Genomic DNA, 24,701 nt, shown 5'->3' on the forward strand with positions numbered 1-24,701 from the left:
ATTGCCGCGCCGGTTGCGCAGCCGGCCGACACTGGGACGCCGGCCGTTCTGGTCCTTTCCGCCCGCAGCGAGGATCAGCTCCGGACGATGGCCAGCGATCTGCGCCGCTATCTCGACGAGGCGGGAGAGGCGGTGTCGCTGGCCGATGTCGCGCACACGCTGCAGGTGGCGCGCGATGCCATGGAGCATCGGCTGGCCTTCGTCGCCAGCGGACGCACCGACGCGATCCGGCGGCTCGGCGCTTTCCTTGCCGGCGAGGAAATGGGCGGACTGCATCTCGGCCGGGTGCGGGCGAACCGTGCCGTCATTTCGGTGTTGGAAGGCGATGCCGACCTCCGGCAGGCGGCGGCCGGCCTCGTCTCGCGCGGTCGCCACGACGAGCTGCTGGCGCTTTGGGTGCGCGGGCTCGACGTGGACTGGACGCAGCTTCCCGGCAGCGCCGGGCGCAGGCGCGTGCGGCTTCCGGGCTATCCTTTCGCGCGGACGCGCCACTGGGTGCGCGGCAGCGATCCTGCGCCGGCGGCGACCGCGAGCCTGCGGCTTGAGGGGAGCGAGAGCTTCCTGCGCGACCATCTCGTCGGCGGCCGCAAGGTCCTTCCGGGTGTCGTTCAGTTCGAACTCGTGCGGGCCGAGCTGGAGCGGCGCGGCCGTGTCGGCCTGCCGTTGGAGTTCACGGGGCACACCTGGCTGCGGCCGGTCGTCGTCGACGGGGCGCCCGTGCGTGTCGAGGTCGAGCTGGATGCCGCGGGCGAGCGCTACCGCGTCCTGACCTCCGGCCACGATGGACGGCAGGTGCATGGCGAGGGCCGCGTCCGCGCCGCGCCGGACATCGTGTTGCCGCTGGTCGATCTCGACACCTTGCGCAGGGGCATGCCGGGAACGGTCGATCCGGCCGGGCTCTATGCCCGGTTCGAGGCGCTGGGGCTCGGCTACGGCCCGGCCCATCGGGCGATTACCCGCCTTGCGACCGGCGAGGGGCGCGTGCTTGCGCGGCTTGAGTTCCCGGCCGCAGCGACGGACGGCATGGTCTTGCATCCGTCGATGCTGGACGGCGCGCTGCAGTCGCTGCTGGCGCTCGCTGCGGGTGACGATGCGGCGCTTGCCGTTCCCTATGCGCTGCGCCGGCTTCTCGTCCTGGGTCCGACGGAACCGGTCATGTGGGCGGTCGGCGAACGGGACGGGGCTACGCATACCGTGCGGCTTTGCGACGAAACGGGCCGCGTTCTGGTGCTTTTCGAAGGCTTCGCCGCCCGCGCCGTCAGTGCGCCGCCGTCCATCCGTCCGCCGGTGGAGGAGGCGCCGTCCGCGAGGCCGGCCGAGATGTCTGCCGTTGCCCTCGGCCGGGTGACCGCCATCGCCGCGCGCGTCCTGGAAGTCGACCCTTCCGTTCTCGACACGGAGACGGAGCTTGGCGAGTTCGGCTTCGATTCCATCACGATGACGGGCTTTGCCGCCGCCATAAACGACGAGCTCGACCTCTCGCTGACGCCGGCGGATTTCTTCGAGTTCGCAACGCTTGCCCGCCTCGCACGCCATGTCGCGGCCCTTGCCGGATCCGATCTTGTGGAGCCGCTGCCCGCCGTCGCGGGCTTGCCGCCCGCGGTCGAGGCGCCGCGTCCTGCCGCTGGCGAGACCTTTGCCGAGGACGATCCGGTCGTCATCGTCGGCCTGAGCTGCGCCTTCCCGATGGCGCGCAACGCCGACGCCTTCTGGCAGAACCTCGTTTCAGCGCGCGACTGCATCACCCGCATTCCGCCCGATCGCTGGGACTGGCAGCAGGTCGATGGCGACCCGAAGGCGGATCCCGGCAAGACCAACATCCATTGGGGTGGCTTCATCGACGGCGTGTTCGAGTTCGACCCGCTGTTCTTCAGCATCTCGCCGCGTGAAGCGAGGCTGATGGACCCGCAGCAGCGGCTGATGATGATGCATGCCTGGAACGCCATCGAGGACGCCGGCCATTCGCCGCGCGATCTCGCCGGGCGCAAGGTCGGCATCTTCGTCGGCACCTCCACCAGCGGCTACCGCGATCTCGTTGCGGGCGACACCGGCGGCGACGGCTATGTGGCGACCGGCGCTGTGGCGTCCGTCGGGCCCAACCGCATCAGCTACTTCCTCGACCTGCACGGGCCGAGCGAGCCGGTGGAGACGGCCTGTTCAAGCTCCCTCGTCGCCCTGCATCGCGCGGTCCGCTCGATCCGCGACGGCGACTGCGAGATGGCGCTGGTCGGCGGCGTCAACACCATCGTCACGCCGGAAGCGCATATCAACTTCGCCAAGGCCGGTATGCTGTCGCCCGACGGCCGCTGCAAGACCTTCTCGGCACACGCCAACGGCTATGTGCGCGGCGAAGGAGCGGGCATGCTCTTCGTGCGGCGCCTGTCCGATGCGCTGCGCGACGGCGATCCGATCCTGGCCGTCGTGCGTGGCACGGCGATCAATCACGGCGGGCGGGCGAATTCGCTGACCGCGCCCAATACCGAGGCGCAGGCCGATCTGTTGCGGGCGGCCTATCGGGATGCCGGGATCGACCCGTCGACCATCGGCTATATCGAAGCTCATGGCACCGGAACCGCGCTCGGTGATCCGGTTGAGATCAACGCGCTGAAGTCGGCCTTTTCCGCGCGCGCCGCCGGCGACGTCTGCGGCATCGGCTCGGTGAAGACCAATATCGGCCATCTGGAGCTTGCCGCCGGCATCGCGGGCGTTGCCAAGGTGCTGTTGCAGATGCGGCATCGCCAGTTGGTGCCGAGCCTGCATTGCGAGACGCTCAATCCGTATATCGAGCTTGCCGGCACGCCGTTCGACGTCGTCCGGCAGGGGCGGCCCTGGACGGCTCCGCGCGATGCTGCGGGCCGCGAACTGCCGCTGCGGGCAGGCGTCAGCAGCTTCGGCTTCGGCGGGGTCAACGCCCATGTGGTGCTGGAGGACTACCCGTCCGCGCCGCCGTCCGTCGCCGCCGCACCGGCACCGCAGCTTATCGTCCTGTCCGCCCGCGATGCGGCGCGTCTGGAAGACCGGGCACGGGATCTTGCGGAGGCACTTGAGAGCGGGCGCTTCACGGACGCCGACCTTGCCGACATCGCCTTCACGCTGCGTGCCGGCCGCGCGCCGATGAAACAGCGCCTTGCGTTTGTCGCGCGCTCCCTGGCGGACGCGGTGCGCATGCTGAAGGCATATCTCGGCGGCGCATCAGCCCCCGGCCTTCTGGTCGGAAACGATGCCGCACCCACCCGCGGCCCTGTGCCAGAGCCGGCGGGCCTTGAGGACTGGGCGCGGCACTTCGCGCAAGGCGGAGACCTTACCGGCTTTGTTGAGACCGCAGGCGCGCATCGCCGCGTCCGCCTGCCGACCTATCCCTTTGCCCGCGATGTCTATCGTGTCGGCGGCAGCCCCGCTCCCGCCCGCCCGGCAGTCGCGGCGCAAGGGGCGACGGTCAGCGAAGAGATCGGCGGCCCCTTCGCCCGGCGCCTTGAGGCATCGGCCTTCTACCTGCGCGATCACCGGTTCCGCGACATGCCAATACTGCCGGCCGCGATGGGACTGGAGCTTGCCCGAAACGCCTTCGTGGCCGCCGGCGGGCGCGATCCCGTGCGTCTTGAGGGCGTGACGTGGCGCCGGCCGCTGGAACTCGCCTCCGGCTCTGTAGAGGTGCGTCTGCCGCTGGAAGAGGGCGAGGCTGGCGCCAAAAGCTTCCGTCTGCTTTCGGGCATCGACACCGAGCATATGCGCGGCAGTGTTTCGTCCTTGCCGGTCGGCTCCGTCCCGCCGCGTTTCGACATTGCGGCACGGCGCGGCCACTGCCCGCGCGGGCTCGACCGTGACTGGCTCTATGCGAGCTATGCCGCGCTCGGCCTCTCCTACGGCCCGGCCTTCCGCTGTGTCGTCGAGATGCAGGCCGGCGAGGGCGAGGCGCTTGCCCGGCTGCGGCTGCCGGAGGCCGCCCGTGGCGGCGAGACGTTCCATCTGCACCCCTCGATGCTCGATGCCGCCTTCCATGCCGCGCTCTGCCTGTTCCACGGCGAGCCCGGCGGCACGGCGGCGCTGCCCTTCGCGCTGGACCGGATGGACGTCTTCGGCCCGACGGACGAGGAGATGTGGGCGCATCTGCGCGAGCAGCCGGCAGCAGACGGTCTGCGCCGCATCGACATCGATCTTGCCGATAGGACGGGCACCGTCCGCGTCGCGATCCGCGGCTTCACCCTGCGCCTGGTGAGGGGAGCGCCGTCGCCGGACGAGATCCGCTCGCCGGCGAAACCGGAAACCTCCGCCGCGCTGGTCACAGCCGCCGAGCGCTATCTTGCGGAAGTCGTCGCGCGCGAGACCGGGATCCCGGTTGCGGAGATCGACCCTGAGGCCGCGCTCGAGGCCTACGGCATCGACTCCCTGCTGATCACCCGCCTGACCGACGAACTCGGCAAGGTGTTCGGCCCGCTCTCCAGCACCCTGTTCTTCGAGCACCAGACGATCGCCTCGCTGGCCGGCCATTTCGCCTCCGCCCATCCGCAGACGCTGTCGGAGATCGTGGGAGCAGCGCCCGCCGACGCGCGCCCGGCGATTGCCGCTCTCGCTGCTCCGCCCGCCCGTGAGCGCATGGGCGAGGCAAGGGACGAGCCCATCGCCATCATCGGGCTTGCCGGACGCTATCCCGGCGCGCGCGATGTCGAGGCGTTCTGGCAGAACCTTGCGGCGGGGCGCGACAGCATCACCGAGATACCGGCCGAGCGCTGGGACCATGCAAGGTTTCACGACCCGGAAGGCCGGGGCGGGCTCCCGCGCGGCAAGTGGGGCGGCTTCGTCGAGGATTTCGACCGCTTCGACCCGCTGTTCTTCAACATCGCGCCGCGCGAGGCGCCCTATATCGATCCGCAGGAGCGGCTGTTCCTGCAATGCGCCTGGGAGACGCTGGAGGATGCCGGCTACACCCGCGAGAGCGTGGCGCCGGCCGCAGACGGCATGGCGGGCGGCGATGTCGGCGTCTTCGTCGGCGTCATGTACGAGGAGTATCAGCTCTACGGTGCGGAAAGCACTGCCGCCGGCCGGCCGCTTGCCCTCTCCGGCAGTGCGGCCTCCATCGCCAACCGGGTCTCCTATTTCTGCGATTTCCACGGCCCCAGCATGGCCGTGGACAGCATGTGCTCGTCGTCCCTGACGGCGATCCATCTGGCCTGTGAGGCCCTGCGCGCCGGCGATTGCAGCGTTGCCCTTGCTGGCGGTGTCAACCTGACCCTGCACCCCAACAAGTATCTCGCGCTTGCGCAGGGGCGCTTCCTGTCGAGCACCGGGCGCTGCGAGAGCTTCGGCGAGGGCGGCGACGGCTACGTGCCGGGCGAGGGCGTCGGCGCGGTGCTGCTGAAGCCGCTGTCGCGTGCCATCGCCGATGGCGACCGCATCCACGGCGTCATTCGCGCCTCGGCGCTGAACCATGGCGGCAAGACCAACGGCTATACCGTGCCGAACCCGCTGGCGCAGGCGGCGGTCATCGGCCGCGCCATCCAGCGCGCGGGCGTGCGCGCCGGGGACGTCGGCTATGTCGAGGCGCACGGCACCGGCACCAGCCTCGGCGATCCCATCGAGATCGCCGCCCTGTCCCGCGCCTATCGCCGGGAGACCGATGCTTGCGGCTTCTGTGCCATCGGCTCGGTCAAGTCCAACATCGGCCATGGCGAGAGCGCTGCCGGCATCGCCGGCCTCACCAAGGTGCTGCTGCAGTTCCGCCATGGCCGGCTGGCGCCTTCGCTGCATTCGGCAACGCCCAACCGGGAGATCGATTTCGCCGCCTCGCCCTTCCGCGTCCAGCAGCGACTGGAAGACTGGCCGCGGCGGCGGGACCGGCAGGGCAACGAGCTGCCGCATCTTGCCGCGCTCTCTTCGTTCGGGGCCGGCGGCTCGAACGCCCATCTGATCATCGAGGACTATCCGGCGCCCGCTCCTCGGGAGGCCGCTCCCTCCCGCACGGTCTATCCGTTCTCCGCCCGCGAGGCAGGGCAGCTGCGGCAGGTGCTGGAGCGGTTCCGCGCGCGCCTCGACACCTTGTCCGAAGCGGACCTTCCTGCCGCCGTTGCGACCCTGCAGGACGGGCGCGAGGCCTTCGAGGAGCGGCTTGCCATCGTTGCGGGCGACAGGGCGGAGCTGGTCCGTCTGCTGGACGCGGCGCTGGCGGATACGGGGGATATTCCGGGCATCTGGCGTGGCCGTGCCGCGCGCGGCCGCTTCGACGATACGCTGCCGGCCTCGCTGGAGGCTGCGGCTGCTGCCTGGGTTACCGGCGCGCGGGTGGACTGGCGGCAGCTGCGCGGCGGCGCCCGTCCCGTCCGCATCGGCCTGCCGACCTATCCCTTTGCCCGCGAGCGCTACTGGTTGCCCGAGGGGGCCGCCGTGGAGCATCGCGAGATCTCGGCGCCGGCCCTGCCGCTGCTGTTCCGCCCGCACTGGCAGGAGAAGGACCTTGCCGCGGCCGCCCCGCCATCGCCGGGCCGGCATGTGGTCGTGCTCTGCGGGGCGCCGGACGAGGCCGCCTCCCGCCTGCGCTCTCATATGCCGCAGGCCCGGATCGTGCAATTGGAGAGCCAAAGCGGGGATCAAGGCGAGCGCTTTGCCGATCATGCCGCTCAGCTGCTTGCCCTGCTGAAGGAGGGGGCGACCAGCCGCTCGGGACCCGCCGTCCTGCAGCTCGTGCTTCCCGTGGAGGATACGCTGGCCGAAGGGCTTGCCGGCCTGCTGCGCTGCGCGCGGCTGGAGCACCGCGATCTTGCGTGTCAGGCGATCTCGCTCGATCCCGTCCGGCCGGACCTTGCCGGTCTGCTGGCGCGCGAGGCCTCTGTCGAGCAGTCCGATCACGATATCCGCTACAGCCGGGACCAGCGCCTGGTCCGGACCTGGCAGGAGATCGAGACCGGCGCCAAGGCACTGCCCGTGCCTTGGAAACCGGACGGCGTCTATCTCGTCACCGGCGGGGCCGGCGGTGTCGGCCTGCATGTCGCCGCCGAAATCGTGGCGAGGGCGCTAGGTGCCACGGTCTGGCTCATCGGCAGGTCTGCGCGCCATGCAGCGCTTGAGGAGACCCTTGCCCGCCTGGGTCCGCGCGCCGTCTATCGTCAGGCCGATGTCACCGACCGCGCGGCGATGCAGGCGCTGGTCCCGGAGATCCGCGCGGTGCACGGCCGCCTCGATGGCGTCGTCCATGCGGCCGGCCTCACCCGCGACAGCCTGATCGCCAACAAGTCCGAGGCCGATCTGCGCGCGGTGCTCGCGCCCAAGGTCGCCGGCACTCTGGCACTCGATGCAGCGCTCGGCAGCGAGTCGCTCGATTTTCTGCTGCTCTTCGCCTCCGCCTCCGGAGCCCTCGGCAACGCGGGGCAGGCGGACTATGCCGCGGCCAACGCGTTTCTCGATGCCTTCGCGCAGGAGCGAAACCAGCGTGTCGGGAAAGGCGAATGCTGGGGCCATACGCTCTCCATCGACTGGCCCTACTGGCAGGATGGTGGCATGCGCCTTCCTGGCGCCGTCGTCTCCGCGATGGAGCGGCAGGCGGGCGCCGCACCGCTTGCAACCGATGCCGCGTTGGCGACGCTTGCCTTCGCGCTCCAGCGCAAGGACGACGACCAGCTTCTCGTGCTGTCGGGCGACAAGAGCCGTCTGCGCGCGCTGGTGCAGCCCTCGAATGAGGGGATGGTCGCCCCGCCGCCTCCCTTCCGCTCGGCGGCGGTTCCCGTGCAGGCGGCCGCGGCGGAAACCGTCGCCCGTGATGCGGTCCCTTCCGTGAGCGAAGCCGTTGTCGACGCGGTGCGGGCTTGTTTCGCGGAGGTCCTGAAGATCCCTGCCGGGCGGCTTGGGGCGGACGAGACGATCGATCGCTTCGGCGTCGATTCCGTCTCGGCGCTGGACATCGTGGCAGCGCTCGAAACGCGCTTCGGCTCCCTGCCGCAGACGCTCCTCTTCGAGCATCCGACCATCGCCCGGCTGGCCGCAGCCCTTGAGGAGACGGGGCAGGGCGAACGGACCGCGACCCGCGAGGACGCGCCTGCGCCCGCGCCGATCCCGGCGGTGCCAGCCGCGAAGGTTGGCGGTATCGCCGTGATCGCCGTTGCCGGACGCTTCCCCGGCGCGCGGACGGTGGAGGAGTTCTGGCAGGCGCTGGAGGAGGGGCGCGACTGCGTCCGCGAGGTGCCGGCCGAGCGCTGGGATGTCGAGGCGACCTGGTCGCCGCGCAAGGGCCGGCCGCTTGCCAGCCATTGCCGCTGGGGCGGCTTCATTGATGACGTGGACCGCTTCGATGCGGGCTTCTTCGGCTATAGCCCGCGCGAGGCGGCGCTCGCCGATCCGCAGGAGCGGCTGTTCCTCGAGACGACCTGGCACCTGCTGGAACGCGCCGGCCATACGCGCGCCTGGCTGGGCAAGCGCTACGGCAACCGCGTCGGCGTCTTCGTCGGCGCCATGTACCAGCACTACAAGGCGCTGGAGATGGATGCGGAAAGCCGGGCGCTGCTGCTGCTCTCGTCCTACTCGGCGATTGCCAACCGCACCTCGTTTGTCTTCGACCTGCAGGGCCCGAGCGTTGCCGTCGACAGCATGTGCTCCTCCGGCCTTCAGGCCGTGCATCAGGCCTGCCAGAGCCTTGCGACCGGCGAGTGCCGGCTGGCGATAGCCGGCGGCGTCAACCTGTCGCTGCTGCCGGAAAAATATGTCGGGCTCAGCCAGGCCGGCCTCGTCGGCAGCCATGCCGCCAGCCGCAGCTTTGCCGGCGGCGACGGCTATCTCCCTTCGGAGGGCGTGGGCGCAGTGCTGCTGAAGCCGCTCGACGACGCTCTGGCCGATGGCGACACCGTGCTTGCCGTGATCCGCGCCAGCATGGCCAACCATGCCGGCCATTCCGCCGGCTATGCGGTGCCCAATGTCGATGCGCAGACCCGCCTGCTTGCGGAAAATCTCGAGGCGGCGGGCATCGATCCCCGGTCCATCGGCTATGTCGAGGCCGCCGCCAACGGCTCCTCCATCGGCGATGCCATCGAGCTCAGGGCATTGGGCCGGGTCTTCGCCGGTGCGCAAAACATCCCGCTCGGTTCGGTGAAGGCCAATCTCGGCCACGCGGAGGCCGCCTCCGGCATGGCCCAGCTCACCCGGGTCCTGCTGCAGTTCCAGTATCGCCGTCTTGTCCCGTCGCCCGGCCTGCCGGGTGTTGAGGCCGCCGGTTCTCCTTTTGCCGGAACGCCCTTCGTGCCGCAGCTGCGGGCCGAGCCCTGGCACCCGCGCGTCGTCGACGGTGAGGCGCAGCCCTTGCGGGCGAGCGTCAGTTCCTTCGGCGCGGGCGGCTCCAACGTGCATCTGGTGCTGGAGGAGGCACCGCCAGCGGTCGCCGCCAGCACCGACGAGCCCGCCGGTCGCTTCCGTTTCCCCGTTTCCGCGCGCACGCCGGACCAGCTTGCGGCGGTGCTTCGGCAGCTCGCCGACTTCGTGCGGAGCGCGCCAGACCTTTCGCTGGCCCGCCTGTCGCGCACGTTGCGTTTCGGCCGCGAGACGATGGCCTGCGGCATTGAGCTGACGGCCTTCTCGGCAGAGGAACTCGTTGCGGGGCTGGAAGCCGCGGCGACCGACCCGCCGGCAGCGCCCCTGCCGCAGGCGACGGAGGAGGGTGACCGGAGCGGCCTTCTCGTCCTGCCCGGCTATCCCTTCGCCCGCGAGCGTCACTGGATCGGCACGCTGCCGGCAACGCCATCCCCGGAGCCCGAAGCGCGCAGCACCGCGAGCGACGCCGCGCCTCTGGAAACGCTCCGGCAGACGGTTGCCGCCATTCGCGGCGTGTCGCCTTCGCAGGTTCCAACGGATCGGCCGCTCCGCGATCTCGGCGTCGAGTCCATGGGCTGGATGCGGCTGGTCTATGCGGTCGAGGAGGCGCACGGATGCGCGCTCACCCATGCCGATCTCGACCGGCATCCGACGCTTGCAGCGCTCGCCGCCCGCATTGCGTCAAACACGCCGGATGCGCTGCCGGTGGCCACGCCCTCGGTGATGGACGGACCCTGGCGGGCTCCGCTCGGCGAGGGGCAGAAAGGGCTCTGGGTCCTCCAGACGCTCTACCCCGGCCGGACGGACTACAACGTGCCGCTGGCCTTCCGCGTGAGCGGTATCGACGAGCCGAGCCTCTCCCGCGCCTGCGACTGGCTGTGCGAGAGCTTTCCGGTGCTGACCGCGCGCGTTGCGGTTCAGGGCGAGATGCTGGAGGCCAGCACCGCGCCGCGCCTTGAGACCCTCTCCATCCCCAAGGAGATCGAGCCGGCCGAGTTCGCCCGCCGCCGACTGGCGCGGCCTTTCGACCTCGCCAAGGACGCGCCGGTGCGCTTCGAGCTGCTGCAGGGCGGAACGCTCGGCCCCGGCGAAAGCCTTCTCCTCGTGACCTTCCATCACATCGCCATCGACGGTGCGTCCGCTGCCGTCGCGGCCCGCCTGCTCTGGCAGGCCTATTCTGCCTTCGTCTCCGGTGGCGCGCCCGCATCGCCTGCCGCCGCGAACCGTGCCGACTATGCCGATTTCATCGCCTGGGAACGGGAGATGCTCGCCTCGCCACGCGGCGAGGAGCAGCTGCGCTACTGGCGCGAGGTGCTGTCCGGCGAGTTGCCGGGTCTCGACCTGCCGGCCGACCGGGACGCTCTGGCCGCCGAAACCGGCCGCCGCGACGGCGCGGTCGAGCACCGCCTGCCCAGGGCGCTGGTCGCCCGCATGCGGGAGGTCTTGCTTGAGCGCGGCACCAGCCCGGCCGCCTTTCACCTGGCGGTTTTCTCGGTGCTTCTCTATCGCCATACCGGCCAGGAAGACCTGATCGTCGGCGTGCCGACCCTGCGCCGGCCGCAGCGACGGTTCGAGGAAACCATCGGTTACTGCGCCAACATGATGGCGCTGCGCATCGCCGTCGACGGCGAGCTTCCTGCCGCCGTCCTGCTCGAAACCGCGCAGCGCGCGCTGGGCGAGGGGCTCGCCCGCGCCGATGTACCTTTCGCGGCTGTCGCGCAGGGTCTCGGCGGCTCGGCCGACGGGCAGGCACCCTGGCAGGTCGGCTATGCCTACCAGAACTTCCCGCAAGGCACCGGCATCGACCTGCCGCCGGAGCTCGGCCGGGTGGAGCATCTGCCGCAGATCCGCCAGCCGGGCGACACGCCCTTCGGCCTCGAGGTCTACGAGGAGGGGAGCGGCCTGCTGCTGGTCGCAAGCTTCGACGGGGAGCGGTTCTCCGCCGCCCGGATCGAGCGCATGCTGGGCCACTACCAGACGCTGGCGGGCGCGATGCTCGACGACCTCGAAACGCCGCTCGGCGAGCTCGCCATGCTGACCCGCGCGGAGCGCGAGCGGTCGCTCTACAGCTGGAGCGCGACAACGGAGGCGGCGCCCGCGGCGGGGCTGGTTCACGAGTGGATCGAGGCGCGTCTGCGCCAGGGTCCTTCCGCCGAGGTGCTCGGCGGCCAGGGCGAAACGCTCACCGCCCGCCAGCTGCTGCGGCAGGTCGAGCGCCTGTGCCTTATCCTGTCGTCCTGCGGCATCCGGCAGGGAGACCGCGTCGCGGTGCTTGCCGGGCGCGAGGCTGGCGGCATCGCCGGCCTGCTGTCCGTGCTCGCTTCCGGCGCGGTCTGGGTGCCGCTCGATCCCGAGCATCCGGACGAGCGCCTGTCGCTGATCCTGCGCGATGCAGGGGCAACGCTCGTTCTGGCGCCGAAGGGGCTGGCCGCCCGCGCGCGCAAACTGGCTGCGAGCGGCGTCCGCGTCGTCCGCCTCGACCGCGACGGCTGGGACCTGCGCCCGCAGCTCGCCCGCCGCCGTCCCGTCGTCCTGAGGCCGGAGGATCCCGCTTACATCATCTACACCTCGGGCTCGACGGGCACGCCCAAGGGCGTCGTCGTATCCCACGGCGCACTGGCCGGCCACTGCCGGGCGGTCGTCGATCACTATGGCCTGGGCGAGCGGGACGCTGTGCTGCAGTTCGCCTCGCCCGGCGTAGATACCGCGCTGGAACAGATCCTGCCGGCGCTGGCGAGCGGTGCCCGTCTCGTCATCGGCGGCACGGCCGTCCGTGCGCCTTCCGACTTCCTGAAGCTGCTCGAGCGTGAGCGCATCACCGTCGCCGACCTGCCGCCGGTCTATCTGCGCGAGCTGTTGCAGGCCTGGAAGACCGGCGGTGCCGAGCTTTCCGGGCTCTCCCTGCGCCTGCTGATCTGCGGCGGCGAGGCGCTGGGGCCGGATGTCGTCGCCCTGTGGGCCGACAGCGACCTCAAGCGGGCGCGCCTGCTCAACGCCTATGGCCCGACCGAGGCGACGATCACCGCCCTCGTGCATGATGTGACGCCGGACGACCGCTTCGGCCCGGTGCCCATCGGTCGCCCGCTGGCCGGCACCCGGATCTATATTCTCGATCCTCACGGCAATCCGGTCCCCGACGGCGTCGTCGGCGAGCTGCATATCGGCGGCGCCCGCCTTGCCATCGGCTACCATGGCCGCGACGACCTCACGCGCGAGCGCTTCGTCCTGCGAACCATCGACCCCGGCGAGCCGCCCGTGCGTCTCTACCGCACCGGCGACCTTGCGGCCTTCCTGCCGAACAGCGGCGGCACCGTCGCCTTTCATGGCCGCATCGACGATCAGGTGAAGATCCGCGGCTTCCGCGTCGAACCGGGCGAGGTCGAGGCGGCCCTTGCCGCCGAGGGACTGGGCGAGGTCGTGGTGCTGGCGGAGGCGGATGGCGAGGGCAGGGCCTTCCTCGCCGCCTTCGTGGCCGCGCCTGAAGCCGGCTTTGACGCCGCCGCCCTGCGGGACCGGCTGTCCGCGCGTCTGCCGTTGCACATGCTCCCCTCCATGATCCACCGCATCGATGCGCTTCCGGTCGCGCCCGGCGGAAAGGTCGACCGGCGGGCGCTGCGCAGGCTGGCTGCGCGGCCGACTGTCGCCCAGGATGCCGCCGACGAGATCGGGCAGCTGGACGACGTGGAAGCTCTTCTGCGGGACGTATGGGCTAGGGCGCTGGGCCGTGAGGCGGGTCAGCTGCGGCGCGGCGACAGGTTTTCCGACAGCGGCGGCGACAGTCTTGCCGCCGTACGCCTCCTCGGCGGGATCGAGCGGGCCTTCGGCCTCACCCTGTCGGTCGCCGATCTCGGCGCGGCCGCAACGCTTGGCGAACAGGCAAGGCTGCTGCGCCAGCGCCTGCCTGCCGGTACCGTGCTCCGCAAGGAAGACACCGCCGCCAAGTCCTCGCTCGTCGTGCCTCTGCGCATCGCGCTGCACGCCGATGCCCCTGCGCTCTTCCTGGTGCATCCGGTCGGCGGCACGGTTGCGTGCTACGCCGGTCTTGCCGCCGCGCTGCCTGAGCACTGGTCCGTCCATGGCATTCGCGCCTCCGGCCTCGTTGCCGGGGACAGCCCGGAGGTCACCAGCCTGCCGGCGTTGGCGTCGCGCTACATCGAACAGCTGCGCGCCATGCATCCGGCCGGACCGTACCGTCTTGCCGGCTGGTCGATGGGCGGGGTCCTTGCCTTCGAGATGGCGCGCCAGCTCCAGGCCGCCGGCGAGCGCGTTGATTTCCTGGCACTGCTCGACAGCTACACGCCGCAGGAACTTGCGCGCGTGGAGCCCTCGCTTGCCGGAGATGCCACCGGGCCCGGCGAAATCGCGGAGCAGGCTTGCCGGGCGGCCTTCGTTCGCGACCTTCTCGGCGGGGAAACGGTGGAACTTGCCGCAGGCGCCGACCTTGCCGATCAGCTGCTGGCAATGCCCGCCTTCGCCCGCCGCCATCCCGGCATGGGCGCTGCGGACCTGCGCCGCCTCTTCGCCGTCTTTGCCGCCAACCAGGCGGCACTTGCCGACTATCAGCCCGGCCCCTGCGCCGTGCCGCTGACCCTGGTCAGGACATGGCAGGGGCTGGAGCGGTTCGGCGGCGCGGCGGACTGGCAGGCACTTGCCCACGGCGGCTTTGTCCTGCACGAGGCCGCAGGCGACCATCACAGCTTCCTGCAACCGCCGCACCTTCAAGGCTGGGCCGGACACCTGTCGCAGGCCCTCATGGACCTGAAGGAGCGGGCATGAGCGCAGGGGCAACTTGTGTGTGGGCGAAGGCGTGGCCGGCCTTGCAATTGAAGGCAAGAGACGGGCTTATAGCAGGCTGGAACCGCAGCGGGGCTCGCCCTATACTGCCGCCCTGTTCACTGTAAAAATTGGCGAGTCGGCCGAATGGCACTGGACGATGAGTTCGAAGATTATGAAGAATTTCTTCGCAGCGAACGCCAGCGTCGAGTCCAGATCTATACTTTGCTGGTTTTGCTTTTGTTCGGCGTCGGACTGGTAACGCTCTGGAACCGGGTGGTCGTCACCATTCATTCGGGCGAGGCCGGCGTGCTCTACCGCTGGGTGTCCGGCACGGACATGAGCAACATCTATGGCGAGGGGCTCCACATCATGTGGCCCTGGAACCGGATGTATGTCTACAACGTCCGCTTGCAGACCGAGCAGCGCCAATACAGCCTGCTGACCCAGGGCGGTCTTCCCGTCGATCTGGAAATCGCCGTGCGCTACAAGCCGGACCTGCGTCTGCTGCCGCTGCTGCATGTCACGGTCGGACCCGAATACCTGGACAAGATCGTGTTTCCCGAGACCGAGGCGGTGCTGCGCCGGGCCGTCGGCCAGTATGCCCCGGAGGAGGTCTATACCAGCCGCCGCGGCTTCCTTGAATCGATCGTCGTCAACAGCCTGACCAATGTCGAGGATCGCTACGTCATCATCGACGATGTGCTGGTGCGCAATGTCGAGCTACCGCCGGCCGTGCGCCTGGCGGTCGAACGCAAGCTCACTCTTCTGGAGGAAGAGAAGGCTTACCAATACCGCATCGGCATCGAGAAGCAGGAAGCGGAGCGCAAGGCCATCGAGGCGGAGGGTATCCGCCGCTACCAGGACGTCATCAAGCAGAGCCTGACGGAGGACCTGCTGCGCTGGCAGGGCGTGCAGGCGACCAAGGAGCTGGCATCCTCGCCCAATGCCAAGACGGTCGTGATCGGCTCGGGCAAGGACGGCTTGCCGCTCATTCTCGGCGGCGACAGGTAGGCGGATGGCCAGGAAGCCTTTCGCCAAGACCATCCGGCCTGCAGGCAAGGCTGCCTGGCTGCGGGTGGTTGCCGGTATCGCCCTGATCTGGCTGGCGCTTTTCGCGGTGATCGTCGCATCGAGCGGCATTTCGGTGGGCGAGCGTGTGATGGCCTATGTGGACATCATGCGCGGCAACACGTCGAGCGCCGTCAAGATCGGCCTGGTCTATGCCGATAACGAGGAGGTCAACAGCTTCACCAACGGCGCGCGGCTCGCCGCAGCGCGGGTGAACGCCGAAGGCGGCATCCTCGGTCAGGACCTGGAGCTGCTGCTCTACCGCGAGGAAGTGTCCTTCGGCGAGGGCGGGTTCGAAAGGACGATTGCCCGGACCATGCGCCTTGCCGGCGAGGTGGCTCGCCAGAACGGGTTGTTCGGCGTGATCGGCCACGAATGGTCGGACACGGCGATCACCGCGAGCGCGATCTACAATCAGAACGACATCCTGTATCTCGCCACGCATGCGACCGCCTCGGCGCTGACCAATCACGGGTTTTCCCTGCTTTTCGCGCTGCAGCCGGACAACAGCGACAACACCGAGATGATCGCGCGGTACGCGCTGGCAACCGGGCTCAAGCGTTTCCTCGTGCTCACCGACAAGAGCGACTACGGCAAGGAGGCCGGGGACTTCTTCAGCGCGGTCGCCACCCAGCAGGGCGGGAACGTGGTGTTCCGTGGTTACCTGCCCGGTCATGGCCGGTCCGTCGACCAACTGCTCATGTTCGTTCTCGACAACAACCTGTTCGGCAAGGGCGATTACGACGCCTTTTTCGTTGCCTCGGCCTTGACCCTCGACACGGCCGAGTTCATCCGCCGGGCGCGGGAGCTCGGTCTCGACAAGCCGGTGCTGGGGCTCGAATACATGTTCTCCAACACCATCGAGAACCATGTCGGGCGGCAGAAGATGAAGGACGTGATCGGCGTCTCGCTCTTCGACAGCGAAAGCGTCAATGCCCTCTCCACCGACTTCGTCAGTTCCTATCTGCAGCAGTATAACGGGATGCCGGACTTGAGCGCTGCACTCGGTTACGATGCGGTGATGCTGCTGAAGGAAGTCACCGAGCGAACCGGCACCCTGGATCCCGGCAGAATTGCCGATGCGCTCAAGGTCGCCCGTTATGGCGTGCCGTTCGAGGGCGTTACGGGTAAGATCGTGTTCAATACGAAGGGACTGATCACGGACACCGACGTTTTTGTCGTGCGCCACGATGGAACGCGGTTCCAGACGGTGGCAAGCTACCGCAAGCCTCTGGAGTGGTCGTCCGACATTATCGAAAGGAGTGGGGACGACAGCGCCTTGATGCCTGATCCCGCTGCCAACAAGGAGCACACCGTGCCATGACGATCTTCGTCAACCCGTGGGTACTTTTCATCTGGGTCATCGCCAGCTGGATCATCGGCATGCTCGGCCGCGACACCCGCTTCGGCTTCGTCGGCAATTTTCTTGTCGCCTTCCTGTTCAGCCCGGTCGTCGGTGTCATCGTGCTGCTGGCGTCCGATCGCTGGGCGGGGCTTGGCGGCCGCCGGCGCGATCCGCGTCGTCGGTCCGGCGGCGCCTGAGCGCTTTGCCCGGCTGACCTGACCAGGCTGACCTGCTCGCGGCCGTTCCGGCCGGCGCCGCCGGCCGCAAGCCTGCCACCCGCAAGCCTGGAGTCTGTGCCGCCTGGCCTCTGCGGACGCGGCCTCGACGCACCGACCTTTGAAAACGAAAACGCCGCGAACGCTGGCTCCAGCATTCGCGGCGATCATGTTTTTTGAGAGCGTCGAAGGCGGCGTCCCGGTGGAGCCGCCCCGATCCCTGTCAGCAGAAGCCGTCAGGACGCCTTGGCGGCCGTCTCCTCGACGGTCTCGGCCACGGCCTCGGCGCCGCCCTTGGTGCGGTCGCGCGCGCGCTTGGCCAGTTCCTTGCCCTTCTCGAACTGCTCCTTATAGAAGGCGCGCATCTTGCTGGCGTCGAAGTCCATCAGCGAGCCGCCATCCTCGTAGTGGCGGGCGATGGAACGGCCGACCGCATAGGTCGATGCGCCGGCCACGACCGGCAGCGACACCATGCCGACCATCCAGCCGATGCCGGGGATGAGCTTGGTGGCGCTCGCCGCGACCGCATAGCCGGCCCCGTAGCCGAGCACGCCGCCGGCCAGCGCATAGATCACCTTGCGGCCCATCTTGTCGGAGAAGGGCTTGCCGTAGAGCTGCGACAGCTTCTGGATCATGCGCAGCTGGATCGCCACCACTGCGGCGATGTCGAAGATCGCCACCGGCACGATGCTGGCCGCCACGGAGGCGAGCACATAGTCCTTGGTAAGGCTCTCGGCCGTGAGCTGGCGGGCGATGTCGTCGTCGGACAGCGTGGCCGCTTCCGGAGCCCCGCCCTCGATCACGTCTTCCACGTCCGCCTCGATATCGGCGTCGCTGGCCGCAGCGGTCTTCTCGGCAGTGCTCTTGGTTGCCATCCAAACTCTCCTGATGCTGTCCGAAGGCGCCTGTTGCGCGAGGATCCGAAATGCTGCCGCCGGAAGCGGACTGAATGATTTCCGGGAAATTCCGAGGAAACGGTACTCTTTCGAATCGAAAAAGGAAAGACTTGCAAGCTGTTGCGGCCCTGCTTTCGGCGCGATTTTCGCCCCTCGGTCCGTTTCAACCCTTGGTGCCCGCCCCCTCGACCGGCTCCCCGCGTTCCAGCCGCTCCACGAACACATCGCCGATCACCCGCGTCAGGGCGACGGCGGCGGCGGCGGTCACGGTCATGCCGACCAGGTTCGGACCCGGCGCCATCCTGAGCAGGCTGGTGGTGGTGAAGCTGGCGATGCCCGGCGCGCCGACGCCGGCCAGCAGCGACAGGGCGATCCGGCCGCTGCGGTCCCGGTCGAGCGGGATCCTGTAACAGCGCGACAGTTCCCGCAGCATCCGCGCGACCAGGGCGGCGACGGCGGCAAGATCGACCCATGGCAGCGGCACGAAGCCGGCAAGTCCCGCCAGCGTCGAATGCCGCTCGATGATCAGCCGCGCCCGCGCCCGGCGCAGCGCAGTGCCCGTCGGCGGCCGCGTCGTCAGGGCGCGGCCTTGGGAAGGGGGCACCTGCGTGCGCCCTGCATCGTCCCGTTCTGCCGTGGTCTTGGCCGCGGCTTCCGGCTGCCCGCTGGAGGCCGTGGCAGATGCGTTGGCAGGGGCCTCCGCCGGCACGTCCGCCTCCGGGGCGGGGCCTGCCTGCGGCGAAGCCGCCTTGGCCTCCGCCCTCCTGGCCGGCTCGCTTGCCGTAGCGGCAGCGGCGGGCTGCGCCTGCGGCGTGTCCTGCGCCTGTTCCGCCGCATGCATCTCGCGGCGGATGTCGTGGATCGTGCGCTGCAAGGTCCTGGGGAGTTTCCGGCTCACGCGCTGCGCACCTTTCGTGTCGCCAGCAGGGCCTCGACCTCGCCGGCCAGGTCCTGCACGTCCTGCGCCGCCGCGCCGTCCGGCTGGGTCAGCGTCGGCGTCGCGCCGTAGAGCGCGGCCTCGGCGTAGGAGACCCGGTTCTGCAGCTCCTGCCGCAGCAGCGGGAAACCGGCCTCTTCCAGCTCGGCGCGGATGTGGCGGGCGATCACGCTGCCGCGCGTCGTCTGGGTCAGCACGCAGCGGAAGGTCGGCGCCCAGCCCTGAACGCCGGCCATCAGCAGGCCGACCGTGTCGGTCATCCGGTCGACGTCGAGCGGCGACGGCTTGACCGGGATCAGCACCAGGTCGGCGACCGCAAGGCCCGCCGCGGTGATCTCGCTGTCGAAGCCCGGCGTGTCGACGACGATCAGGTCGTGATCGCCGGCCTGCTCCTTCACCGCCTTCCACATGTCCCGGTCGGCGCGGGCGATCACCGGCAGCCCGCCGAGCGCCTGCTCGCGCGCCGCCAGCCGGAGCACCGAATGCTGCGGGTCGGCATCGACCAGCAGGACCCGCCAGCCGCGCATCCGCCAGTAGACGGCAAGGCAGCTGGCAAGCGTCGACTTGCCACTGCCGCCCTTCAGCGACGCGACGGTGATGACCTGCGCGCTCATGGCCGGTCTGCTCCCCTAAGCTGATTCCCCGTTTGCACTGCGTTAACTATAGCGCGTTTCGCAAGGACGGGATGCCCATCCCATGGGCGTTTCGGCCAAGGGATGCCGGGCGGTTCGCCGGCTGCGCTTGCGCTTGCCGCCGGTCTCCGACATGAACGCACATGCCGGGGCGCGATCCCCGTTGCCGCACCGTTCCGGGACCCTCTCATGTCGCTCACCCTCGTCACCGCCGCCGATGCCGCCTTCGCCCCGACGCTGGCGCAATATCTGGCGAGCGTGAAGGCGAAGGGGCTCGACAGGGACGCCCGCATCGCCGTCTACGATCTCGGCCTCGATCCGGGCGAACGGGCGCGATTGGCCGCCCGGTTTCCGTTTGCGGAATTCCTGCCCTTCAGCCTGGTGCCCTATCCCGCCCATGTCGCGCCGTCCGCCGGGACCTACGCCTGGAAGCCGCTGGTGATCGCCGATGCGGCCGAGCGTTTCGGCGGGCGGATCTTCTGGTTCGACAGCGCGACGCTCTTCCACGGCACGCTTGCAGAGCCGCTCGCCGAGCTTGCCCGCCATGGCGTCTATACCCTCTCAGGCCAATCGAACCTGGCGCAGCGCTGCGCGGTGTCGATCCGCGAGCGGCTCGGCGTCGATCCCGCCTTCCTCGATCGCCGCATCCGGGTCGGCGGCGTCGTCGGCTTCGACCTGGAGCAGCCGATCGCTCGCGACATTCTCATCGACTGGGCGGACCTGGCGCTCGACCCAGAGGTCTTCATTCCGGCGGCCCGCGACAACAGCCACAATGCCGATCAGGCGATCCTGTCGATCCTGTTGTTCCGGGCCGAAGCCGCCGGTCGCCTGGTCTTGAACGAGGGCGACATCGACATCAGCTCGCCCCATCCGGTGCGCTGGATGAGCTCGCGCAACAAGCTCGACCCCGCCCGCCCGCGCTGGAGCGATCCGCTCGCCCGTCTCTGGTATCGGCTCTACAAGGCCGGCGACCGGGCGAACCTGCGCTGGCAGGACTTCTACCGCCGCCGCATCCTCGGCATGCACCGCTGGCCGAAGGAGAATTTCCGCACCTATGTGATGCGGGCGGGCGATGGGGCGCCGACGCCGGTGCCGTGCCCCGCGCTCAGCTATTACGCCGATCCTTTCCTGTGGCGGCGGGACGGGCGGCTCTGGCTCTTCGTGGAGGAGTTCCGCTATCCCGAGCAGCTCGGCCGCCTCGTTGCGATGGAACTCGGCGAGGACCTGCAGCCCGGTCCGCTGATGCCCGTCCTGCCGCTGCGCGAGCACGCGTCCTATCCCTTCCTCTTCGAGGCGGGCGGCGCGCTCTACATGCTGCCCGAGACCTGCGCGCTGCAGGCGCTCGATCTCTATGTCTGCGACCGTTTCCCCGACCGCTGGCGCCGGGTGAGGCGGATCTTCGAGCAGGCGGATGCCGTCGACAGCGCGCTTTTCCGCCATGACGGCGCCTGGTGGATCCTCACCTGCGGCAAGCCGCTGGGGCAGGACGGCGCGCGCACGCTCGCCTTGTATCGCAGCGAGGATCTGCTCACCGGCGCGTTCGAGCCGCACCCGGTCAACGCCGAGGGCATCTTCGCCGATGGGGACTACGGCTTCGGCCGCGGCGCGGGCAGCATCCTGCGCGACGAGACCGGCCTCCTGCGCGTCATGCAGAAGAACCTGACCTATTACGGACAGGGCGCCGAGCTCCGCCGCATTACGCGTCTCGATGCGCAAGGCTATCGCGAGGAGCCGGCCGAGCGCGACCATCCGCTGGCGCGCCTCGCGGAGCTGGCCTCGCCGCACCACATCGTCCTGCATGACGATGTCATCGCCTTCGATGTGCGCGCCCGGGTCGGCTTCGTCTCCGGCCTGCCGTGGATCGGCCGCGCGCTGAGCGCGCTCGACCCGGCGGCCAAGCGCTTCCTGTCGGGTGCGCCCGGTCTTGCCGGCGAGATCGCTGCGGCGGTCAGCGCGGCGTGTCGCCGCCTGCGGCCAGTCGATGGCCGCCCACCGTCCAGCGATCCGCCATGTGACGGATGACGATGGTGTTGTTGCGGCTTTCGGGCGTGCCTTCGCCGCTGTTGACCTTACCCAGGCTGTTGGCCCGGTAGAACGACTGGCGGGTGATGAGCTGGAAGCCCGCACGTGCCGCCGGCACCACGTATTTGCGCGCCGCGCAATGCCCTGAGATCCACACGTCGTCGACATAGAACGCCGCCGGCGGCGCACCGCGATGGGTCAGCATCCCCTCCATGTCGGGAAAGAAGCGCGGCCGCACCAGATAGCCGGAAAACCCTTGCAGGATGTCGATCTCGTAGCGCTTGCGCAGCCGGCGGGCGCGGATCGGCGTCGGCGGCTGCATGTAGAGATTGCTGCGGATCGTCGTCGGGCGGTCGGTCAGGTCGGCCGGCACCACCCAGCCGGAGAGGCCGATGGCCGCATCCCGATCGACCTCCGCCTCGCTCGCCAGCACCTTCAGGAAATCCGGCGGATAGATCCGGTCGTCGTCCACCACCACGATGGCGGCATCCGCATCGAGGGCGGTGAGGCTGGGAAACAGCTTCGTCGCCGGGCCGAAATCCTCGCAGCGCACGATGGTGACGGTGGCAAGCCTCGACAGCCATTCGGGGATCTCGTAGCCGCAGTTTTCCCGGCGCGAGTGATGCGGCACGTTGAGGCGGATTTCCGCCGGCGGCAGCGACTGGTCGAGCAGGCTCTTCAGCGTCATGCCGATATGCTCGATGCGGCTCGGGATCGTCGTCAGCGTCACCACCGGGCCGCGCGCCTCGGCGGCCTGCGCCTTTCGGTCCAGCTCGGCGATGTCGCGCCGCGCCAGCCTGCGCGCACGAAAAAGGTCGGCGATCAGCGTCTCGCCTTCGAAGAAATCGTGGACGGCGATGGCCGTGGCCGCACCGCCGCCGATTGCGGCCAGCACCAGGCCTGTGACGAACGACATGGGTCCCTTTCCTTGGCCTTTGTTTGCTGCGGCTGCTCAGAGCGCCTGCTGCCACTCGCGGATCGCGTCGACCGGCCAGACCAGCATCAGCACGTTGAGGGTAAGGTTGTCGCGGATGACGGCGAGTGCGACCAGCTCCATGGCGATGGCCAGCAGCACGGTCACCCAGACCGGCAGTTGCAGCGCCAGCCAGAAGCCGACCAGCATCCACAGCACGTCGAAGACCGAGTTCAGCACGCTGTCGCCGGTATAGCCGGCTGCGATGGTCGCCTCGCGGTAGCGGTCGATGATCCAGGGGCTGTTCTCGACGATTTCCCACGCCGCCTCGATGAAGATCGAGCCGACCGCCCGCCAGCCCATGGAGAGCCTGGGCGTCAGGAGGTGGAACAGGCCGTAGAACAGCATCCCGTGGATGACATGCGAAGGCATGTACCAGTCGGCGATATGCTGCGAATTGTCGGAGGATGTGACGTCCGACGTCCACAGCTTGATTTCCCCGCAGGTGCAGATCGGCACCCGCCCCATGGCCAGCAGGATGACGGCGGTCAGCGCGATCAAGGCGAGCGCGACGAGAAGGGGGAGGGCGCCTTTTCGCGAAAGCGTCATCGAGGGGTATCCTGCATTGGGCCGTTTCGGGGGAGGACTTCGCTTGAGCCGCCAGCTATGGGCGGTAACGCGGCCATGCGCAAGCGGCACTGGAATTTGCCGGCGCAAACGATTAGACCTCTGGCCACGAAACCGGGCCGCAATCGGCACCGCGCCACGAAATTCCATGGAGAGCGCATGAGCCTCACCGAAGTCCAGGCCGAAGGCGGCCGGGAGACGGGGCCGGACGCGGCAAGCCACCTGTCGCGCCGGACCTTCGCCATCATCTCGCATCCGGACGCCGGCAAGACGACGCTGACGGAAAAGCTGCTGCTGTCGGGCGGCGCCATTCGCGCTGCCGGCCAGGTCCGTGCGCGCGGCGAGCGCCGCCGCGCCCGCTCGGACTGGATGAAGATCGAGCAGGAACGCGGCATCTCGGTCTCGTCCTCGGTCATGACCTTCGAGCGCGACGGTATCACCTTCAACCTGCTCGACACGCCGGGCCACGAGGACTTCTCGGAAGATACCTATCGCACGCTGACCGCCGTCGATGCGGCGATCATGGTCATCGACGCGGCCAAGGGCATCGAGACGCAGACGCGCAAGCTCTTCGAGGTCTGCCGCCTGCGCGACATCCCGATCATCACCTTCGTCAACAAGATCGACCGCGAAGGCCGCCACCCGCTGGAAGCGCTGGACGAGATCCAGGAGGCGCTGGCCCTCGACGTGGTGCCGATGACCTGGCCGGTCGGCATGGGCTCCGACTTCTTCGGCGTCTACGACTGGCAGGCGAAGCGCTTCCTCACTTCGTCCGAAGGGCGCGGCACCCGCTTCGACAGCATCGTTGACGTCTCCGGCCTCGACGATCCGGCGCTCACCGAGCGTGTCTTCCCGAACGTGCTCGCCGAGCTGGAGGAGAATGTCGAGCTCGGGGCCGAGGCCTATCCGGCCTTCGACCGCGAGGCGTTCCTCGAAGGGCACATGACGCCGGTCTTCTTCGGCTCGGCGCTGCGCGATTACGGCGTCGAGGAGATCATCCAGTTCATCGCCCGTTTCGGCCCCGCGCCGCATGCGCAGCCGGCAACGACCCGCATCATCCGCCCGGAAGAGCCGAAGGTGACCGGCTTCGTCTTCAAGGTGCAGGCCAACATGGACCCCAAGCACCGCGACCGCATCGCCTTCGTGCGCCTGTGCTCGGGCACCTTCCGGCGCGGCATGAAGCTGAAGCATGTGCGCGCCAACAAGACCATTGCCGTCTCCGCGCCGATCTTCTTCTTCGCCGAGGAGCGCGAGCTTGCCGAGACCGCCTATCCGGGCGACGTCATCGGCGTGCCCAACCACGGCCAGCTGCGCGTCGGCGACACCTTGAGCGAGGGCGAGGAGATCCACGTCACCGGCCTGCCGGCCTTCGCGCCGGAAGTGCTGCGCCGCGTGCGCCTGTCCGACACGATGCGCGTCAAACAGATGCGCCAGGGCCTGATGGATCTCGCCGAGGAAGGCCTCGTGCAGATCTTCAAGCCGCAGATCGGCTCCAACTGGATCGTCGGCGTCGTTGGCGTGCTGCAGCTCGACGTGGTGGTCGACCGCCTGCGCAACGAATATGCGACCGAGATCGGCTTCGAGGCGGCGCCCTTCAGCACCGCGCGCTGGATCGAGTGCGACGACGAGCTCAAGCTGCGCAAGTTCCTGGAGTCCAACCCCTCCAGCGTCGCCCAGGACCGCGACGACCGGCCCGTTTACCTTTTCAAGAACTCTTGGGAGGTAAACTACGTTGGAGAGAAGAACCCGGACATCCGCTTCCGCGAGACCCGCGAGATCGTGCATACGCCGGAAGGGTGAGTCTGGGGTGCGCCGGGGCGCGCGCTGCAGGCCGCTTCACGGCGCATGGAAGTGCAGGGTGAGGACACGGAAGGCGTAATGAGTGCGCCTTTTCCTTGCATTGCACAGCAATGCATCCTATTTAATACCGATACGCCGTTTGTTCGACGGCTTCATGATTCCATGCGTTTCGTCAAAGGCTAAGT

11 protein-coding genes (1 of these 11 running past the window's edge) are annotated in these 24,701 nt (G+C 69.1%); 6 read left to right on the plus strand and 5 right to left on the minus strand.

Annotated elements, in window-relative coordinates; all coding sequences use genetic code 11:
- From GH266_RS20555 to GH266_RS20570, 4 genes are all read left to right on the plus strand, one after another.
- Window positions 1-14,061 carry the 3' portion of a non-ribosomal peptide synthetase gene (locus tag GH266_RS20555; protein WP_158195496.1) on the plus strand. 6,261 nt of this gene lie to the left of the window's left edge, so 14,061 of the gene's 20,322 nt are visible here — the last part of the coding sequence; the start codon falls outside the window, past its left edge; the stop codon is at window positions 14,059-14,061.
- A gap of 144 nt (window positions 14,062-14,205) precedes the next feature.
- Window positions 14,206-15,072 (plus strand): prohibitin family protein, encoded by an 867-nt coding sequence (locus tag GH266_RS20560; RefSeq protein ID WP_158195497.1) that lies wholly within the window; start codon window positions 14,206-14,208, stop codon window positions 15,070-15,072.
- A 4-nt stretch (window positions 15,073-15,076) separates the two neighbouring features.
- Window positions 15,077-16,453: an ABC transporter substrate-binding protein gene (locus tag GH266_RS20565; RefSeq protein ID WP_158195498.1), complete on the plus strand. Its 1,377-nt coding sequence runs from the start codon at window positions 15,077-15,079 to the stop codon at window positions 16,451-16,453.
- Window positions 16,450-16,671, plus strand: a complete 222-nt coding sequence (locus tag GH266_RS20570) for a hypothetical protein (protein ID WP_158195499.1) — start codon at window positions 16,450-16,452, stop codon at window positions 16,669-16,671. Before GH266_RS20565 ends, GH266_RS20570 begins: the two co-directional genes overlap by 4 nt.
- Window positions 16,672-16,925: 254 nt before the next feature.
- Here GH266_RS20570 and GH266_RS20575 read toward each other — a convergent pair whose 3' ends face one another.
- The 3 genes from GH266_RS20575 to GH266_RS20585 form a co-directional block, all read right to left on the minus strand.
- Entirely contained in the window at window positions 16,926-17,564 is a 639-nt protein-coding gene (locus tag GH266_RS20575) for a YcjF family protein (protein WP_158195500.1), read from the minus strand.
- A gap of 184 nt (window positions 17,565-17,748) precedes the next feature.
- Window positions 17,749-18,483 carry a DUF697 domain-containing protein gene (locus GH266_RS20580; RefSeq protein WP_158195501.1) on the minus strand — a complete coding sequence of 245 codons (735 nt, stop codon included), beginning with the start codon at window positions 18,481-18,483 and terminating at the stop codon, window positions 17,749-17,751.
- Window positions 18,480-19,136 carry a ParA family protein gene (locus GH266_RS20585; protein ID WP_158195502.1) on the minus strand — a complete coding sequence of 219 codons (657 nt, stop codon included), beginning with the start codon at window positions 19,134-19,136 and terminating at the stop codon, window positions 18,480-18,482. Before GH266_RS20585 ends, GH266_RS20580 begins: the two co-directional genes overlap by 4 nt.
- 207 nt (window positions 19,137-19,343) lie before the next feature.
- Here GH266_RS20585 and GH266_RS20590 point away from each other — a divergent pair, with 207 nt between their 5' ends.
- On the plus strand, window positions 19,344-21,176 hold the full coding sequence (locus tag GH266_RS20590; RefSeq protein ID WP_158195503.1) for a glucosamine inositolphosphorylceramide transferase family protein: 1,833 nt from the start codon (window positions 19,344-19,346) through the stop codon (window positions 21,174-21,176).
- Here the strand turns inward: GH266_RS20590 and GH266_RS20595 are convergent.
- Together GH266_RS20595 and GH266_RS20600 are read right to left on the minus strand one after the other, a co-directional pair.
- The gene (locus tag GH266_RS20595) at window positions 21,103-22,092 is read right to left on the minus strand and encodes a hypothetical protein (RefSeq protein WP_158195504.1); all 990 of its coding nucleotides are present in this window, start codon (window positions 22,090-22,092) and stop codon (window positions 21,103-21,105) included. The two genes, GH266_RS20590 and GH266_RS20595, sit on opposite strands and share 74 nt — an antisense overlap.
- A gap of 36 nt (window positions 22,093-22,128) precedes the next feature.
- Entirely contained in the window at window positions 22,129-22,698 is a 570-nt protein-coding gene (locus GH266_RS20600; protein WP_158195505.1) for a DUF2585 domain-containing protein, read from the minus strand.
- 177 nt (window positions 22,699-22,875) lie between these two features.
- Between GH266_RS20600 and GH266_RS20605 the strand changes: the two genes are divergently transcribed.
- Window positions 22,876-24,516, plus strand: coding sequence for a peptide chain release factor 3 (locus tag GH266_RS20605; protein ID WP_158195506.1), 1,641 nt, complete (start codon window positions 22,876-22,878; stop codon window positions 24,514-24,516).
- Window positions 24,517-24,701 lie beyond the last annotated feature (185 nt).

The sequence above is a fragment of the Stappia indica genome, from assembly GCF_009789575.1.
GTDB lineage: Bacteria > Pseudomonadota > Alphaproteobacteria > Rhizobiales > Stappiaceae > Stappia > Stappia indica_A.